We start from the raw sequence: 15535 nt of genomic DNA, 5'->3' as shown, positions 1-15535 counted from the left end.
AGTATTCAATCAGGAAGCTGCGCCCGGAACTTCTTCTGCAGGACCAGCCAAAAAAAAGCGCAGCACATATACCACGCGCCTACCGTACCGGCGATGAAGAACGCATCGCGAGGGAGCCCTCCCCAGCCTGCGATTATGACCACCAGCAAAACGGCCGCATAGCAAAGCGTGACGCGTCCGTGACCGGCCGCACGCGCCCAGGCCTGGTAGGCATGCTGGGTGTGCGGCGTCCACCAGCGCTCGCCCCGCAGGACGCGGCGAAGGAGGGTCAGGGAGGCGTCGACAACAAACACCGAAACCGGCAGTAGCACCAGAGCGAACTTTTCCCCGAGGCGGGCCGCGGCCACGGCGCAAAGCGCCCCAAGCGCAAAGCCGATCGCCCCGCTCCCGACGTCGCCCATGAAAATGCGTGCCTTCGGAAAATTGAAAGGCAGGAAGCCAAGGCACGCGGCCGCCAGGGCGAGACCCAGCAGGCCGAACGCACCGCCGGCCATTCCGGCCAGGCCCACGGCCGCGAGCAGCGCCTGGCTTGCCGCCAGCCCGTTGATGCCGTCCATGAAATTCCAGACGTTGGTCAGCACCAGCGTCGCGACGAAGGCCGCCGCGGCGATCCATACCGAGTCGTACAAGTCCCCGGCCGCGAGCGCGAACAGCCCGGACGCCAGCACGTGCACACCGAGCCGGATCCAAGGCGAAAGCGGCCGGTGGTCGTCCACCCAGCCGATGCCCGCCACCATCACCAGTCCTACGCCGAAGGCCAGCATGATCGGCGCCTGTTCGGGCTGGCGCACGCCCAACGCAACGGCTGCGACCAGCAGCGAGATCACGATCGCGATGCCGCCGCCGCGAGGCGTCGCCACGCTATGGCTGCGACGTTCGCCCGGCTGGTCGATCAGCGACCGCATGAGCGCATAACGGCGCGCAAGCCACGTGCCCGCCACGCCGATGCAGAAGTGCACCACCAGCCATTCCAGCATCCGTCAGACCACCGCGTAGTTCAGCAGCGGCTTGATCGTGCCCCACTCCTTGCAGCTCGGGCATTGCCAGTGGTGGCTGCGCGCACCGAAGCCGCAACGATTGCAGCGATAGCTCGGATTGCGTACCAGCAACTGGTCGGTGATGTGCTTGAGATCGTGCAGCGTCGCGGCCGGGTCCGCGCCTTCGGCGAGCGTCAGGTCGATCAGCGCCGCTTCGCCGCGCACCGAAGGACGATCCTTCAATTGCCGTGCGAGATAGGCGCGCGCCGAGGGCACGCCCTCCTCGCTCTCGACCATGCGGGTGAGTGCGAGCACCGGCGCGATTCCGCGATAGTGCTCGGTCATTTCCGCGAGGAACGCGCGCGCACCGGGCGCATCGCCGACGCGTTCGTAGCAGTCGAGAAGCGCCGGGAGGACTTCGGGCAGGTAGTCGGGGTCGACGCGCGCCACGCGTTCGAATGCACGGATCGCACCGGCGTCGTTGCCGGCGTCGACTTCCAGCCGCCCTTCGATCATGCCGGCACGCACGGAGTTCGCATCGGCCTCGTAGGCGCGCTTCACTGCTTCGCGCGCGGCGTCGGTGTCGCCGGCAGCGCGATGGCGGTCGGCCAGTTCGCATTCGAACTGCGCGATCAGCTTGCCCATCGGCTCGCCGGTGGCTTCCTCGTAGCGGCGTGCGTTCTCGATCGCCTTGTCCCAGTCGCGCTCGGACTGGTAGATGCCGATGAGATGACGCAGCGCGAGCGGCGCGCGCATGTCGAGCGCGACCAGGTCGGAGAACACGGTTTCGGCGCGATCGAGCAGGCCCGAACGCATGTAGTCCTCACCCAGCGCGAGCAGCGCCTGCACGCGCTGCTGGTCGCTCAGACCGGGACGCTGCACCAACGCCTGGTGCAGGCGGATCGCGCGGTCCACTTCGCCACGACGGCGGAACAGGTGGCCGAGCGCGACCTGCGTTTCGAACGTGTCCTTGTCGAGCTCCGCGATATGCAGGAACAACTCGATGGCCTTGTCCGGCTGTTCGTTGAGCAGGTAATTCAGGCCGCGAAAGTACGTCGTCGACAGCCGGCTGACCTGCGTGTCGCTGTGCCGCTCGCCGCCACGACGGCCGATGATCCAGCCGCTGACCGCCGCGATCGGCAGGAGGAGGAAGAACCAGAACCACTCACTGATGAAAGCCATGCATCAACTTCCGGAAGTGGGTGCGGTCGTCGCACCCTGGCGTTGCGCGCGCGCCAGTCGACGGCGCATGGGAAGGACCACGCTGGCGCTGATCGCAAGGCCGCCGATGACCACGCCCAGCAACAACGCGACGAGCAACGAGACGCCGACGTTGGTCGGCAGCCGCGAGAATCCAAGATCGATCACGACCGGTGCACGGTTCAGCGCGCCGACGATGGCGCCGGCCGCAAGGCACGCAATCGCGATCAGGAAACGGAGCAGGCGCATCACGGCCTCCATCGACCGCTGTGGTCTGCTTTAGCTTAACGGACCTTCTTCGCAGGTCCAGTGGAACGACGATGCGCGCGCAGGGCCGCATGCGTCGACCGTGCAGGTCAGTCGGCTTCGTCCAGCGGCACCACGCCGCTGACGCGCTCGCGCAGTTCCTTGCCCGGCTTGAAGTGCGGAACGTGCTTGCCCGGCAGCGCGACCGACTCACCCGTCTTCGGGTTGCGGCCCAGGCGCGGCGGGCGGTAGTGCAGAGAAAAACTGCCGAAGCCGCGGATTTCGATCCGCTCCCCGGTGGCGAGCGAGCCGCCCATCATCTCCAGGAGCGCCTTCACCGCCAGATCCACGTCCTCGCCCTTCAGATGGGCCTGACGCTGCGAAAGGATCTCGATGAGTTCGGACTTGGTCATGCACGCTCTGGGTCTGGTCCCACCGCGCCCCATACGCGGTCGGTTGCGGGAGCCCCGCATATCGAAGGCGGCCCGGACGAGCCGGACCGCCTTCGTTTACTGCTGCCTTCGAGTTACGCGAAGAGCGGTATTACTCGGACTTGTTGCCCAGCTGCTCGCGCAGCAGCGCGCCCAGCTTGGTGGTGCCGCTGGAGGCTTCCGACGAGGCGCGGTTGTAGTCGGCCAGCGCTTCCTGCTGCTCGGCTTCGTCCTTCGCCTTGATCGACAGCTGCATCGAACGGCCCTTGCGGTCGTTGCCGATGATCTTGGCTTCGACTTCCTGGCCGACCTTCAGGTACTGGGAAGCGTCTTCCACGCGCTCCTTGGCGATGTCGCGGGCGGCGATGTAGCCCTCCACGCCATTGTCCAGCTCGATGGTCGCGCCCTTGGCATCGACTTCCTTCACCTTGCCGCGGACGATCGAGCCCTTGGCGTTGGACGCCACGTACTGGCCCATCGGGTCCTGCTCAAGCTGCTTGACGCCCAGGCTGATGCGCTCGCGCTCCGGATCCACGGCGAGAACGACGGCTTCCAGCGTGTCGCCCTTCTTGAAGTTGCGGACCACGTCTTCGCCGGTGGTGTTCCAGCTGAGGTCGGACAGGTGCACCAGGCCATCGATACCGCCGTCCAGGCCGATGAAGATGCCGAAGTCGGTGATCGACTTGATCTGGCCCGACACCTTGTCGCCCTTCTTGTGGATGGCGGCGAAGGTTTCCCACGGATTGCTGGTGACCTGCTTCATGCCCAGCGAGATGCGGCGACGCTCCTCGTCGACGTCCAGGACCATGACCTGAACCTCGTCGCCGACCTGCACGATCTTGGACGGGTTGACGTTCTTGTTGGTCCAGTCCATCTCGGACACGTGCACCAGGCCTTCCACGCCCGGCTCGATCTCGACGAACGCGCCGTAATCGGTGACGTTGGAGACCTTGCCGAACACGCGGGTGTTGGCCGGGTAGCGACGGGCGATGTTGTCCCACGGATCCTCGCCCAGCTGCTTCAGGCCGAGGCTGACGCGGTTGCGCTCGCGGTCGTACTTGAGCACGCGGACGTCCAGCTCCTGGCCGACTTCCACCACTTCCGACGGGTGACGCACGCGCTTCCACGCCATGTCGGTGATGTGCAGCAGACCATCGATGCCGCCGAGGTCGACGAACGCACCGTAATCGGTGAGGTTCTTGACGACGCCCTTGAGGATCGCGCCTTCCTGCAGCTTCTCGAGCAGCTGCTCGCGCTCGACGCTGTACTCGCTCTCGACCACCGCACGGCGGGAGACGACGATGTTGTTGCGCTTGCGATCGAGCTTGATCAGCTTGAACTCAAGCTCCTTGCCTTCCAGGTAGGCCGAGTCGCGCACCGGGCGCACATCGACCAGCGAACCCGGCAGGAAGCCGCGGACATCCTTGATGTCGACGGTGAAGCCGCCCTTGACCTTGCCGCTGATGCGGCCGGTGATGGTCTCGTTCTTCTCGAGCGCCTGCTCGAGTTCGTCCCACACCATGGCGCGCTTGGCCTTCTCGCGCGACAGGACGGTCTCGCCGAAGCCGTTCTCGATGGAGTCGAGCGCGACCTTGACTTCGTCGCCCACGCCCACGTCGATTTCACCGGCGTCGTTCCGGAACTGTTCGATCGGCACGATGCCTTCGGACTTCAGGCCGGCGTTGATCACCACCACGTCGCCGCGGACTTCCACGACGACGCCGGTGACGATGGCGCCCGGCTTCAGCTTGGCCAGGTTGGTCTGGCTCTGTTCAAACAGTTCGGCAAATGATTCGGTCATTGAAGAAATACTCGGTTGAACACACGGGCCGCACCGGCTGTCAGGGCCTAACTGAGTTAGAAGGCATCAAGCAGCGCGTGGTCGACCCACCCGTTGTGTGGCGCGATGCAGCTGCGCCATGTGTTATGAAGGAAACCAGCACGCGTCCTCGTTCCGACGGACACGCGATGGCGCTGTTCTGCCGCGGTCGATGCTCAGCGCGAAGGCAACAACGCCAACACGCGCTCCACGACGGTTTCGATGCCAAGGCCGGTGGTGTCGATGCGGACGGCGTCTTCGGCCGGCCTCAACGGAGCCACCGCACGATTGGCATCACGCGCGTCGCGGGCGAGGATCTCCCGTAGCAGACCGTCTAAATTAACGGAAACCCCTTTGTCTTTCAACTGCTTATAGCGCCTTTCGGCCCTTTCGTCGGCGCTGGCGGTCAGAAACACCTTGTAGGGGGCGTCCGGGAAGATCACCGTGCCCATGTCCCGGCCGTCGGCGACCAGCCCCGGCGCCTGCCGGAAGGCACGCTGCCGGTCCTTCAGGGCGGCCCGGACTTCGGGGATCGCGGCAATGGCCGAGGCCGCGGCGCCGGCGGTCTCGGTGCGCAGTTCGTCCGTGGCGTCCATGTCGTTCACCAGGATCCGCAGCTCGCGGGACACCGGGTCTTCCTGGAAATCGATCCGGGTATCGAAGGTGCACCGGACCAGGGCCGCGGGGTCCGCGAGGTCGAGGTCGGCCCAGCCGGCGGCGACGCCGACGGCGCGGTACAGCGCACCGGAATCGAGGTAATGCCAGCCCTGGCGGGCGGCGACCAGCCGGCTGATGGTGCCCTTGCCGGAGCCGGAAGGGCCATCGATGGTGAGGACGGGGACGCTGGAATTCGGATGGGGGCTGTTCATGCGGGCATTATGCGTGCTCGGCGCGAATGGCCGGAAAAACGCCTGCGCGCGCAAGCGTTTTCGCGCCTCGCGCCGTCACCGATCCCACCCGGGCGATGCCTGTTTCCGTCGCGTGCGTGCAAACACTTGATCCGCGGGGAATTTACCCGTTAGAATCGCCGGCTTCGTCCGTTAACCCATTTACCTGTAGCCGAGGTCTGTCATGAAGGTCCTGTCCTCCCTGAAGTCGGCGAAGGCCCGTCACCGCGACTGCAAGGTCGTTCGCCGCCGTGGCAAGGTCTTCGTGATCTGCAAGTCGAACCCGCGTTTCAAGGCGCGTCAGCGCTGATCCACCCCGTCCGGCGTTCTACGTCGGACTGAAACGCGAGAAGGCCGCCCTCGGGCGGCCTTCTGCATTGTGGCGTTCCCCGCTGCACCTGCGCGCCCGATTCGCACGGGCCTCTACGGTGCAAACCTCCAAAACGTGACGGCCGCGCGCTGCCGGGGCGTCAGGGGTTGTGCGTACAATCGCGCACTACCACGAGGGGGCTCGAAGGGGACTCGCCATGAAGCATCGCATTGCCGCCGTTCCGCTGTTCGCTGCGCTCGCCCTGTCCGGTGTCGCTTCGGCCGACACCCTGCTGGTCGAACGCGTCCAGGAAGAAAACCAGGCGACCCTGCCTGCACGTGGCCAGACCATGGCGCAGGTGGAATCCAGCTACGGCGCGCCCGCGCAGAAGCTGGAAGCCGAAGGTGGACAGAAGCGCCAGTGGCCGACCATCAACCGCTGGGTCTATCCGTCGTTCACCGTCTACTTCGAGAAGAACAAGGTGATCGACGCGGTAGCCAACAAGGCCAGCGCGGAGGAAGTGGGCCCCAAGCCCCCCATCCGCTGAGCCCCTTCCGATGACGTCATGAACCAGAACGCACACGCACGCTTTCCTGCCGAGTGGGAACCCCAGTCGGCCGTCCTGATCGCCTGGCCCAACGCAGACACCGACTGGGCCGACCGCCTGGGCGAGGTCGAAGAGACCTACATCGCGCTCGTCGCGGCGATTACCCGGTTCCAGGACGCGATCGTGTGCGTGGCCGACGAGGACGTGGAGGCGTACGCACGTGCGCGCCTGTCCTCGGCGCGCGTGGACATGGCGAAGGTGCGCTTCGTCGAAGCGCCGTACGACGACACGTGGCTGCGCGATTCCGGCCCGATCACGTTGCGCGACGGCGACGGCTTCCGCCTGCTCGATTTCCGCTTCACCGGCTGGGGCGGCAAGTTCGATGCGAGCCAAGACGATCTGCTTGTCGAGCGCTTGTCGGATGCCGGAATCTTCTCGAAGAGCGCACGCCAATCCATTGATTTCGCTCTGGAAGGCGGCGCCATCGACACGGACGGCGCGGGCACCCTGCTGACGACCTGGCAGTGCCTGCGTGAGCGCCACCCGGATGCTTCCCGCGAGGAACTGACGAACAAGCTGGCCGGTTGGCTCCAGCAGGATCGCGTCCTGTGGCTCGATCACGGCTACCTAGAGGGCGACGACACCGACGCGCACGTCGACACCCTCGCCCGCTTCGCGCCGAACGACGCCATCATCTTCCAGGCCTGCGACGACGAAACCGACTCGCACCACGCCGAGCTCAAGGCGATGGGCGATGAGATCGCCGCGCTGCGCACCAGGGACGGCAAGCCGTACCGCCTGTTCCCGCTGCCGTGGGCGAAGCCCATCCTCGACGAGGGCCGCCGCCTCGCCGCGAGCTACGCCAACTTCCTGATCGTCAACGGCGCCGTGCTGATGCCCGCATACGGCGACGAAGCCGACGCGAAGGCGCAGGCCGTGCTAGCCGAGGCCTTCCCGGGCCGCGAGATCGTCCAGGTGCCGTGCCGCTCGCTCATCTGGCAGAACGGCAGCCTCCACTGCATCACGATGCAGTTGCCGCAGGGCGTCGTCGCCTGATCCTTCACGCAGCGGCATGACCGCTGCGTTTCGCCCACGTTTTCGTTCGCGTCATGCGCGAGGCCTACAATTGCAGGCCTTCCGCGCGTTGCGCAGCTTTCGATCCGGAACCGATGAAGAAGACCACCCTCCCCGTCGCGCTGATCCAGGAGCGCAACCACGGCGATGCCGACGCGAACCTCGCGGTGATCGAGCAGCGCGTGGCCGAGGCCGCCAAGCGCGGCGCGAAGCTCGTGCTGCTGCAGGAACTGCACAACGGGCCGTACTTCTGCCAGCACGAGGATGTGTGCGAGTTCGACCTCGCCGAGACCATTCCGGGCCCGAGCACCGAGCGCCTCGCACCGCTCGCCAGGCAGCACGGCGTGGTGCTGGTGAGCTCGCTGTTCGAGAAGCGCGCGACCGGGCTGTACCACAACACCGCCGTCGTCTTCGAAGCCGATGGCAGCGTCGCGGGCAAGTACCGCAAGATGCACATCCCGGACGATCCGGGCTTCTACGAGAAGTTCTATTTCACGCCGGGCGACATCGGTTTCGAGCCGATCAACACCTCCGTCGGCCGCCTCGGCGTGATGGTGTGCTGGGACCAGTGGTACCCGGAAGGTGCGCGCCTGATGGCGCTCGCTGGCGCGGAACTGCTGCTGTATCCCACCGCGATCGGCTGGGATCCGGACGACCAGCAGGCCGAGAAGGATCGCCAGCGCAATGCGTGGATCCTGAGCCATCGCGGCCATGCCGTCGCCAACGGCCTGCCCGTGCTCAGCTGCAATCGCGTCGGCCATGAGCCCTCGCCGCTCGGCGCGTCCGGCATCCAGTTCTGGGGCAGCAGCCACGTGCTCGGCCCGCAGGGCGAGTTCCTGGCCGAGGCGCAGACGAGCGATCCGGAAATCCTGATGGCCGAGGTCGACATGGAACGCAGCGAACACGTGCGCCGCATCTGGCCGTTCCTGCGCGACCGCCGCATCGACGCGTACGGCGACCTGCTCAAGCGTTACCGGGATTGAGTTCAGCGAGCGCCGGGGCACCGTCGCTGAGCCGTCATTCCCGCGCAGGCGGGATCCATCGATCCGAGGCATCCCGTCTTACGTCGGGCGTGATGCATGCGCAGTTGATCCCCGCCTTCGCGGGGATGACGTCAAAGTCGGGTCGCGACCAGCGACGCAAGCCATGGCCGCGGTTACGCTTGGGCCATGTCAACGCCAACCGCCCCCGCCGCGACCCCGTCCGCGCTGCTCCTTCGCAGCGCCGTCGCTACCGATCTTTCCGCGATCACCGCGCTGTATGCGCAGGAAGTCCGCGATCACGTCGCGACCTACGAGTACGACGAGCCCGACGAAGCCGAGATGACGCGCCGTTGGCAGGCGGTGGTCGCGCAGGGCTATCCCTACCTCGTCGCCGAACGCGAGGGCCGGTTCGCCGGCTACGCCTACGCCAGCAGCTATCGCACGCGCGATGGCTATCGCTGGACGGTCGAGGACACCGTCTACGTGCACCCGGATTTCGTCGGCCAGGGCATCGGGCGCGCGCTGCTGCAGCGGCTGATCGACGATTGCACCGCCCTCGGCCTGCGCCAGATGGTCGCGGTCGTCGGCGACGTCACCAATGCGGCGTCGATCGCCCTGCACGAGCGGCTCGGCTTCCGCACGGTCGGCGTCTTCCAGGGGCTGGGGCGCAAGCACGGCCGATGGCTGGATACGGTCCAGATGCAGCGGGCGCTCGGGCCCGGGGCTCAGTCCGACCCGGCCTGATGCCGACGAACGGTCGATAATAAAACGAACGGCCGTGCTATTTTTCCGGCCATGAACGCTCTGACCGCCACCAGCAAAGGCGCTGCGACCCGCGAGGCCATCATCGACCGGGCCTACGGCATCGCCTGCGCAGCCGGTCTGGAGGGCCTGTCGATCGGTCCGCTGGCCCAGGCGGTGGGGATGTCCAAGAGCGGCGTGTTCGCCCATTTCGGCTCACGCGAAGACCTGCAGATGGCGGTGCTCGATGAGGCCGGCGTCCGCTTCGTCGACCACGTGCTGCGCCCGGCCCTGAAACATCCGCGCGGCCTGCCCCGTCTCCGCGCCATCCTCGAGGCCTGGTACGACTGGGTCCGGCAGTCCGAAGGCAGCTGCCTGCTGCTCAGCGCCGCGAGCGAATACGACGACCGCCCTGGCCCGCTGCGCGACCGCCTGGTCGAACACGATCGCCGCTGGCGGCAGGAAGTCGCGCGGGCCATCGTGCTCGCCATCGAATCCGGCGAACTGGCGACGGACACCGATCCGGACCAGATGGCCTTCGAGCTCTACAGCCTCGCGCTGATCGTCCACCACGACGCCGGCCTGTTCGGCTTCGAGACGGCTGCCGACCGTGGCCGCCGCGCGATGGAGCGGCTGTTCCGCTCCTACGCCCCCCACGCCCCCGCTCCCCGCGCCTGACTCCACCCCACGGAGGGATCGCCATGTACCCGCTCATCGCCAGAATTAGCACGACCGTTCGTAAACTCTTCGGCCTGTACGGACTGCGGCTGTGGTTTGCGATCGGCGGCCTCGTGGCGCCGCGCCGCGCCGTCGCCCGCGCGGCCCGGATCTTCTGCACGCCGATGGCGTCCTCGCGCAGCCGGGCGCTGGCCGCGCCGACCTTCGAAGCACGCGAGGAAAGCGTCATCGTCGACGACCACCCGGTCACGGCGTACGTCTGGGGCGATCCGCAGCGGCAGCCGTACGTGCTGTTCGCGCACGGCTGGTCGAGCCACGGCACGCGCGTCGCGGCGTGGTTGCCGCGGCTTCGCGCCGCGGGGTACGCCGTCGTCGCGTTCGATCAGCCAGCCCACGGGCGCAGCCCGGGCGAGCGCGCGACGCTCCCCTGCTTCACCCGCCACCTGATGGCGGTGGCCGAACACTTCGGGCCGGCTGCGGTGGTGATCGGCCATTCGCTGGGCGGCGCCGCGACGGCGAACGCCCTCGCGCGCGGCATGAAAGCCGAGCGCGCGGTGCTGATCGCGCCGGCCGCCGATCCGGTGGCCGCCGCCGAGCGCTTCGCCGACCTGCTCTGGATCGGCGCCAATGTCTGCCGGCGGATGTTCGAGTATTTCGAAAGCCGCATCGGCCTGAGCTTCGACGAACAGCAGGCGCACCGCACCGCGCCGGTGATCGGTCGCCCGGCGTTGATCGTCCACGATCTGGAAGACCGCGACGTGCCGTGGTCGGAAGGCGAGCGGTATGCGCGCTATTGGCCCGATTCGCGCCTGCTGACGACGCGCGGGCTCGGCCACCGTCGCGTGCTCGACGACGAAGCGGTGATCGGCGCCGTGATGCGTTTCCTGCGCGGCGAAACCGTGGGCGAGCGCGCGGTGTCCTCCCCCAACCTGCCTTTCGGCGTTGCCTGAGACCGCCCTTCATTGCCCCGTTCCCGGTCAGGCCCTAAGCTTCCTGCAACCGATTTCCCACGACGGCGCCTGCGGGCGCCGTCTTGCTGCAGGACCGCCCAAACCATGCCGATTTACGCTGCACGTGTCGTCTCCGTCGAAGGGCGCCTGGATGTCTGAGTCGCTGCACGCGCTGCTGGAACGCCAGCCCCACGCGATCGTCGAACGCGACGGCGTGCGCTACACGCTGCTCGGCACCGCGCATGTATCGCAGGCGAGCGTCGAGGCGGTACGCGACGCCGTCGGCAGCGGCGCATTCGACGCGGTGGCGGTGGAACTGGACCCGCAACGCCTGACCGCCCTCACCGATCCCGACGCGATGGCGCGCATGGACCTGGTGGAAGTCATCCGCAACGGCAAGACCGCGTTGTTCGCGGCGAACCTCGCGCTGGCCGCCTACCAGCGCCGCCTCGCCGAGCAGCTCGGCATCGAGCCCGGCGCCGAACTCAAGCGCGCGGTGCTGGAAGCGCGCCAGCGCGACCTGCCCGTGCACCTGATCGATCGCGACGTCGGCCTCACCTTCAAGCGCGCCAGCGCGGGCCTGGGTTTCTGGGGCCGGATGAAGCTGGGCGCGGGACTCATGACGGCGCTGTTCGTCGATGAGGAAGTCGGCGAGGCGGACATCGAGAAGCTCAAGCAGGGCGACATGCTCGAGTCGAGCTTCAGCGAGTTCGCCAGCGACAGCCCGGAACTCTACGAAGCCGTGATCGCCGAACGCGATCGCTACATGGCCGCGCGCCTGCGCGAAACGCATGGCGATGCGCGCGAAGTGCTCGCGGTGGTCGGCGCCGGGCATCTGCAGGGCCTTGCGCGCCATCTGCGCGAGGAAACGCGCGATCCGGAAACGATCCGCACCGAGCTCGAAACCGTCCGCAAGAAGAGCAAGACGCCGTGGCTGGGCATCGCCATCGTCGCTTTCATCGTCGCCGCGATCGGCGTGGGTATCTGGCGCGGCGGTTTCGCGATGGGCGCCGACCTCCTGCTGCAGTGGGTGATCTGCACCGCCGGCTTCGCCGCACTGGGTTGCGCGCTGGCGACGGCGCATCCGCTGAGCATCCTGACGGCGGCGTTGTTCGCGCCGCTGAAGCCGTTCCGCCTCGGCGTGCCGACGGGCACGTTCAGCGCACTCACCGAAGCGCGCATCCGCAAGCCGACCTACGCCGACTTCATGTCGCTGCGCGATGACGTGCAATCGGTGCGCGGCTGGTACCGCAACCGCGTCGCACGCGTGCTGCTCACCTTCCTGCTGACCAACCTGGGCTCGATGATCGGCGCCTGGACGGGCCTGTTCCGTATCGGCGGACGGTTGCTGCACTAATCGCGCGTTTGCGGCCGTTGAAGCCCGGATAAGCGAAGCGCCATCGGGTTCGCGCGCACGACGATGACGTTTTCCGGGTGCGGCCTTCGGCCTTACCCGGGCTACAAAAACCGGATGGCTACACGAGGCGTCGCCGCCAAGACAAAGGGCCGGAGCAAGCTCCGGCCCTTTTCATTGCACGCCGTTCGTGCCTTGCTGGACGGTGCCGACTTCAGTCGACCTTGAGCGCCGTGATCGTCGCTCCGCCCACCGGTCCTTCGACCTGCCTGCCGCGCGCACGGCGGACCATGCGCGAGGTGCTGTTGCGCAGGTCGTCGAGCATCGCGTAGATCGTCGGCAGGAACAGCAGGCTGACCACGGTGGAGAACGCCAGGCCGCCGGCGATGGCGCGCGCCATCGGGTAGTACGGCGGGCCATCGCCACCGATCTGCGTCTGCGTCAGCGAGATCGGCACCATCGCGAGGATCGCCGTGCCCATCGTCATCAGGATCGGGCGCAGGCGTTCCTTGCTGCCTTCCACCAGCGCGTCGGTGCGGGACAAGCCGCGACGTCGCAGGTTGTTGATGTGCTCGATCATCACGATGCCGTTGTTCACCACCACGCCCATCAGCACCAGGATGCCGATGAAGGCCATGATGTTGAACTCGGTGCCGGTCAGCCAGAACAGCCAGAACACGCCGAACACCGAGAACAGCACGCCGGTCATGATGGCCGAGGGGAACAGCAGCGACTCGAACACCGCCGCCATCACCACGTAGATCATGATCAGCGCGATCAGCAGGTTGAACATCATCTGCTTGTTCGCCTCGGCCTCGTCCTCGAACGCGCCCGACTCGAAGGTGTAGTTGTAGCCGGCCGGGAACGCCACCGCCTTCAGCACCTCCTCCATCGCCTTGCGCGCCTCGGGCACGGTGATCTTGTCGCCGAGGTTGGCCTGGATCGCCACCGTGGTCTGGCGGTTCGCGCGCTGGATCTGCGTCGCCGAGGGCTTCACGGCCACGTCGACCATCGCCAGCAGCGGCACGGTGCGGCCGTCGGGCGCGCGCACGGTGAAGCTGGCAACGTCCTCCATGCCGAACTGTTCCGCGCCTTCGAAGCGCACCCACACCGGCACTTCGGTGTCGCCGCGACGGAACTCGCGCAGCGGCGCGCCGCGTAGCGCGAGGCCGACGAAACTCGCCACTTCCTGCGCGCTGAAGCCGAACGACGCCGCGCGTTCGCGATCCACGCGCACCGACAGCTCGCTGTTCTGGTCGCCGATGTCCACGCGCACGTCGCGCAGTTCCTTGCGCTTGGCGAGGATGGGCACGATGTCGTTGGCCAGCTCGACCAGCGTCTCGGTCGAATCGCCGACCAGCTGCACCTGCACGTTCTGGCCGGGCCCGCCGCCACCGCCGCCGCCACCGCCCTGGTTGCCGATGCCGATGTTGGCGCGCGCCGACTTCGGCAGGTCCTTGCGCAGTTGTTCGACGATGCCCTTGGACTCGCTGATCTTCTTGGTGTCGAAGGTGATGCGCGTGCCGCCCCAGCCCTGCTCGCTGTAGTACGAGTAGATCTGGGTGATGTTGTACTTCTTGCGGTTCGCGTCCAGGAACTTCTCGATCTTGAGGATCTCGTCGGACATCTGCTCCTTCGTGTACGCGCCCTTCCACTGGTAGAAGATGTTCGTCTCGGTGCCGTCGTCGCCACCGAACATGTTCTTCTTGGTCAGGTTGAACGGCACGATGCTGATGGCGATGATCATCAGGATGCCGAGCACGGCCTTCCCGCGATGCTCCAGCGTCCAGCGCAGGAAGGACGCATAGCGCTTCTGCATGCGCGGGATGATGCCGCGATCGGACTTCACCGCCGGCGGCGTCTTCAGGCGCGCGGAGATCATCGGGATCAGGCTCACCGCGACCAGCCACGACGCCAGCAGCGACACGGAGATCGTGATCGCGATCTGCGAGAGATAGATCGACAGGAAGTTGCGCTCGCCGAACAGGTTCGGCAGGAACACGATGCAGTGGCACAGCGTGCCGGCCGACAGCGCGATCGCGACGTGCTTGGTGCCCAGGATCGACGCGAGCACCGGCTGGTCGGGCATGCGTTCGCGTTCCTGGTAGATGCTTTCCACCACCACGACCGCGTTGTCCACCAGCATGCCGACCGCGAGCAGCAGGCCCATCATCGACAGGATGTTGAGCGTGACGCCCGCGAAATACATGAAGCCCAGCGTCATCACGAAGCAGATCGGGATGGCCAGCGTCACCATCAGCGTCGACGGCCAGTGGCGCAGGAAGAAGAACAGCACCGCGATCGACAGCACCAGGCCGATCGCGCCGGCTTCGGCCAGCTCCAGCAGCGACTTGGTGACGTTGTCGCCCTGGTTGTCGATGATGATGATGCGGATGTCGGACAGTTCAGGCTGCTTGCGGATCGCCTCCACTTCCGCCAGCGCCTTGCTCGACACGTCGACGAGGTTCGCGTTGCGTTCCTTGAAGATGTCCAGGCCGATCGCCGGACGACCGTCGAGGCGTCGCCCGTAGTTCATGCGCTGTGGCTTGAGCCGCACCTGCGCGATGTCGCCCAGCCGCACGCCCGCGTTGTTGATCACCAGGTCGCGCAGCTGCTGCAGGTCGACGATCTCGCCCACCGGCTGCACGCGAAGACGGCGTCCGCCGTCGTCGATCTGGCCGGCGGAGATCGAGAAGTTGACCGCCTTCAGGCGTTCGTTGAGGTCGTTGAGGCTGAGGTTGTGCGCGGTGAGGCGATCGGGATCGATGGCGATTTCCACCTCGTTCGGCGCCGCGCCCGTCACATCCACGCGCGCCACGCCCGGGATGCGTTCGATGCGCCGCTTGAACTCGCGCTCGATCATGTCGTACGAGCCGGTCAGGTCGCTCTTGCTGGCCAGTCGCACGCGCAGGACCGGTTCGTCGGTCGTGGAGAACTTGAAGACGTTGAAGCGTTGCAGGTCGTCGGGCAGGTCGTCGCGGATCGCGTCGATGCGCTCGCGCGCCTCCGACGCCGCGATGGCGACATCGCGGTTCCAGTCGGAGAACTGCATGAAGATCTCGGCGCCGTCGGCACGCGCGTTCGCGTCCATGCGCTTGATGCCGGTCATCGTCGACAGCGCTTCCTCCACCGGACGCAGCAGCGTGCGCTCCACCTCCTCGGGGGTGGAGCCGGTGTAGGGCAACTGCACGAAGATGAAAGGCGGCGAGACTTCGGGAAAGGCCTCCAGCGGCAGGCGGATCGCCGCGATGAGGCCGATCACGAACAGCGACACGAAGAACATGATCGCCGTGACCGGCCGCTTGATGCTGAGCTCCGCAATACTCATCTCGCGCGCT

Annotated in this window: 15 protein-coding genes; 8 read left to right on the top strand and 7 right to left on the bottom strand. The window is 66.8% G+C overall.

Annotated elements, in window-relative coordinates; translation table 11 throughout:
* Window positions 1-5 precede the first annotated feature (5 nt).
* The 6 genes from LA521A_RS07860 to cmk form a co-directional block, all read right to left on the bottom strand.
* Window positions 6-974, bottom strand: coding sequence for an MraY family glycosyltransferase (locus tag LA521A_RS07860; RefSeq protein ID WP_425494589.1), 969 nt, complete (start codon window positions 972-974; stop codon window positions 6-8).
* Window positions 975-980: 6 nt separating this feature from the next.
* Entirely contained in the window at window positions 981-2159 is a 1179-nt protein-coding gene (lapB, locus tag LA521A_RS07855) for a lipopolysaccharide assembly protein LapB (RefSeq protein ID WP_281781737.1), read from the bottom strand.
* Window positions 2160-2162: 3 nt separating this feature from the next.
* On the bottom strand, window positions 2163-2426 hold the full coding sequence (locus tag LA521A_RS07850) for a lipopolysaccharide assembly protein LapA domain-containing protein (protein ID WP_281781736.1): 264 nt from the start codon (window positions 2424-2426) through the stop codon (window positions 2163-2165).
* Window positions 2427-2533: 107 nt separating this feature from the next.
* Entirely contained in the window at window positions 2534-2836 is a 303-nt protein-coding gene (locus LA521A_RS07845) for an integration host factor subunit beta (protein ID WP_158986681.1), read from the bottom strand.
* A gap of 130 nt (window positions 2837-2966) precedes the next feature.
* The gene (rpsA, locus tag LA521A_RS07840) at window positions 2967-4655 is read right to left on the bottom strand and encodes a 30S ribosomal protein S1 (protein WP_281781735.1); all 1689 of its coding nucleotides are present in this window, start codon (window positions 4653-4655) and stop codon (window positions 2967-2969) included.
* 194 nt (window positions 4656-4849) lie between these two features.
* On the bottom strand, window positions 4850-5542 hold the full coding sequence (cmk, locus tag LA521A_RS07835; protein ID WP_281781734.1) for a (d)CMP kinase: 693 nt from the start codon (window positions 5540-5542) through the stop codon (window positions 4850-4852).
* Window positions 5543-5744: 202 nt separating this feature from the next.
* On the opposite strand from cmk, the gene ykgO reads away from it, so the two are divergent.
* The 8 genes from ykgO to LA521A_RS07795 all read left to right on the top strand — a co-directional run bounded on the left by ykgO (window position 5745) and on the right by LA521A_RS07795 (window position 12200).
* On the top strand, window positions 5745-5870 hold the full coding sequence (gene ykgO / locus LA521A_RS07830) for a type B 50S ribosomal protein L36 (RefSeq protein WP_010342887.1): 126 nt from the start codon (window positions 5745-5747) through the stop codon (window positions 5868-5870).
* 217 nt (window positions 5871-6087) lie between these two features.
* A complete protein-coding gene (locus LA521A_RS07825) occupies window positions 6088-6417 on the top strand; it encodes a hypothetical protein (protein ID WP_281781733.1) in 330 nt (109 codons plus the stop codon).
* A gap of 18 nt (window positions 6418-6435) precedes the next feature.
* Window positions 6436-7473 (top strand): agmatine deiminase family protein, encoded by a 1038-nt coding sequence (locus tag LA521A_RS07820; protein ID WP_281781732.1) that lies wholly within the window; start codon window positions 6436-6438, stop codon window positions 7471-7473.
* Between the two features lie 113 nt (window positions 7474-7586).
* The gene (locus tag LA521A_RS07815) at window positions 7587-8474 is read left to right on the top strand and encodes a carbon-nitrogen hydrolase (protein WP_281781731.1); all 888 of its coding nucleotides are present in this window, start codon (window positions 7587-7589) and stop codon (window positions 8472-8474) included.
* A 186-nt stretch (window positions 8475-8660) separates the two neighbouring features.
* Window positions 8661-9218 (top strand): GNAT family N-acetyltransferase, encoded by a 558-nt coding sequence (locus tag LA521A_RS07810; protein WP_281781730.1) that lies wholly within the window; start codon window positions 8661-8663, stop codon window positions 9216-9218.
* Between the two features lie 51 nt (window positions 9219-9269).
* A complete protein-coding gene (locus LA521A_RS07805) occupies window positions 9270-9893 on the top strand; it encodes a TetR/AcrR family transcriptional regulator (RefSeq protein ID WP_281781729.1) in 624 nt (207 codons plus the stop codon).
* A 23-nt stretch (window positions 9894-9916) separates the two neighbouring features.
* Complete coding sequence (locus tag LA521A_RS07800; RefSeq protein WP_281781728.1) at window positions 9917-10843, top strand: alpha/beta hydrolase; 927 nt, start codon at window positions 9917-9919, stop codon at window positions 10841-10843.
* A 151-nt stretch (window positions 10844-10994) separates the two neighbouring features.
* Complete coding sequence (locus LA521A_RS07795; RefSeq protein ID WP_281781727.1) at window positions 10995-12200, top strand: TraB/GumN family protein; 1206 nt, start codon at window positions 10995-10997, stop codon at window positions 12198-12200.
* Window positions 12201-12411: 211 nt separating this feature from the next.
* Here LA521A_RS07795 and LA521A_RS07790 read toward each other — a convergent pair whose 3' ends face one another.
* Window positions 12412-15525: an efflux RND transporter permease subunit gene (locus LA521A_RS07790; protein ID WP_281781726.1), complete on the bottom strand. Its 3114-nt coding sequence runs from the start codon at window positions 15523-15525 to the stop codon at window positions 12412-12414.
* Between the last annotated feature and the right edge of the window lie 10 nt (window positions 15526-15535).

The organism is Lysobacter auxotrophicus (assembly GCF_027924565.1).
Classification (GTDB): domain Bacteria; phylum Pseudomonadota; class Gammaproteobacteria; order Xanthomonadales; family Xanthomonadaceae; genus Lysobacter_J; species Lysobacter_J auxotrophicus.
This window is presented reverse-complemented; position numbering and strand designations above follow the sequence as displayed.

Excerpts from the sequence above, each read along its gene's own strand:
- lapB (WP_281781737.1), bottom strand. The coding sequence starts at position 2,159 with ATGGCTTTCATCAGTGAGTGGTTCTGGTTCTTCCTCCTCCTGCCGATC.
- LA521A_RS07850 (WP_281781736.1), bottom strand. The coding sequence starts at position 2,426 with ATGCGCCTGCTCCGTTTCCTGATCGCGATTGCGTGCCTTGCGGCCGGC.
- LA521A_RS07845 (WP_158986681.1), bottom strand. The coding sequence starts at position 2,836 with ATGACCAAGTCCGAACTCATCGAGATCCTTTCGCAGCGTCAGGCCCAT.
- rpsA (WP_281781735.1), bottom strand. The coding sequence starts at position 4,655 with ATGACCGAATCATTTGCCGAACTGTTTGAACAGAGCCAGACCAACCTG.
- cmk (WP_281781734.1), bottom strand. The coding sequence starts at position 5,542 with ATGAACAGCCCCCATCCGAATTCCAGCGTCCCCGTCCTCACCATCGAT.
- ykgO (WP_010342887.1), top strand. The coding sequence starts at position 5,745 with ATGAAGGTCCTGTCCTCCCTGAAGTCGGCGAAGGCCCGTCACCGCGAC.
- LA521A_RS07825 (WP_281781733.1), top strand. The coding sequence starts at position 6,088 with ATGAAGCATCGCATTGCCGCCGTTCCGCTGTTCGCTGCGCTCGCCCTG.
- LA521A_RS07820 (WP_281781732.1), top strand. The coding sequence starts at position 6,436 with ATGAACCAGAACGCACACGCACGCTTTCCTGCCGAGTGGGAACCCCAG.
- LA521A_RS07815 (WP_281781731.1), top strand. The coding sequence starts at position 7,587 with ATGAAGAAGACCACCCTCCCCGTCGCGCTGATCCAGGAGCGCAACCAC.
- LA521A_RS07810 (WP_281781730.1), top strand. The coding sequence starts at position 8,661 with ATGTCAACGCCAACCGCCCCCGCCGCGACCCCGTCCGCGCTGCTCCTT.
- LA521A_RS07805 (WP_281781729.1), top strand. The coding sequence starts at position 9,270 with ATGAACGCTCTGACCGCCACCAGCAAAGGCGCTGCGACCCGCGAGGCC.
- LA521A_RS07800 (WP_281781728.1), top strand. The coding sequence starts at position 9,917 with ATGTACCCGCTCATCGCCAGAATTAGCACGACCGTTCGTAAACTCTTC.
- LA521A_RS07795 (WP_281781727.1), top strand. The coding sequence starts at position 10,995 with ATGTCTGAGTCGCTGCACGCGCTGCTGGAACGCCAGCCCCACGCGATC.
- LA521A_RS07790 (WP_281781726.1), bottom strand. The coding sequence starts at position 15,525 with ATGAGTATTGCGGAGCTCAGCATCAAGCGGCCGGTCACGGCGATCATG.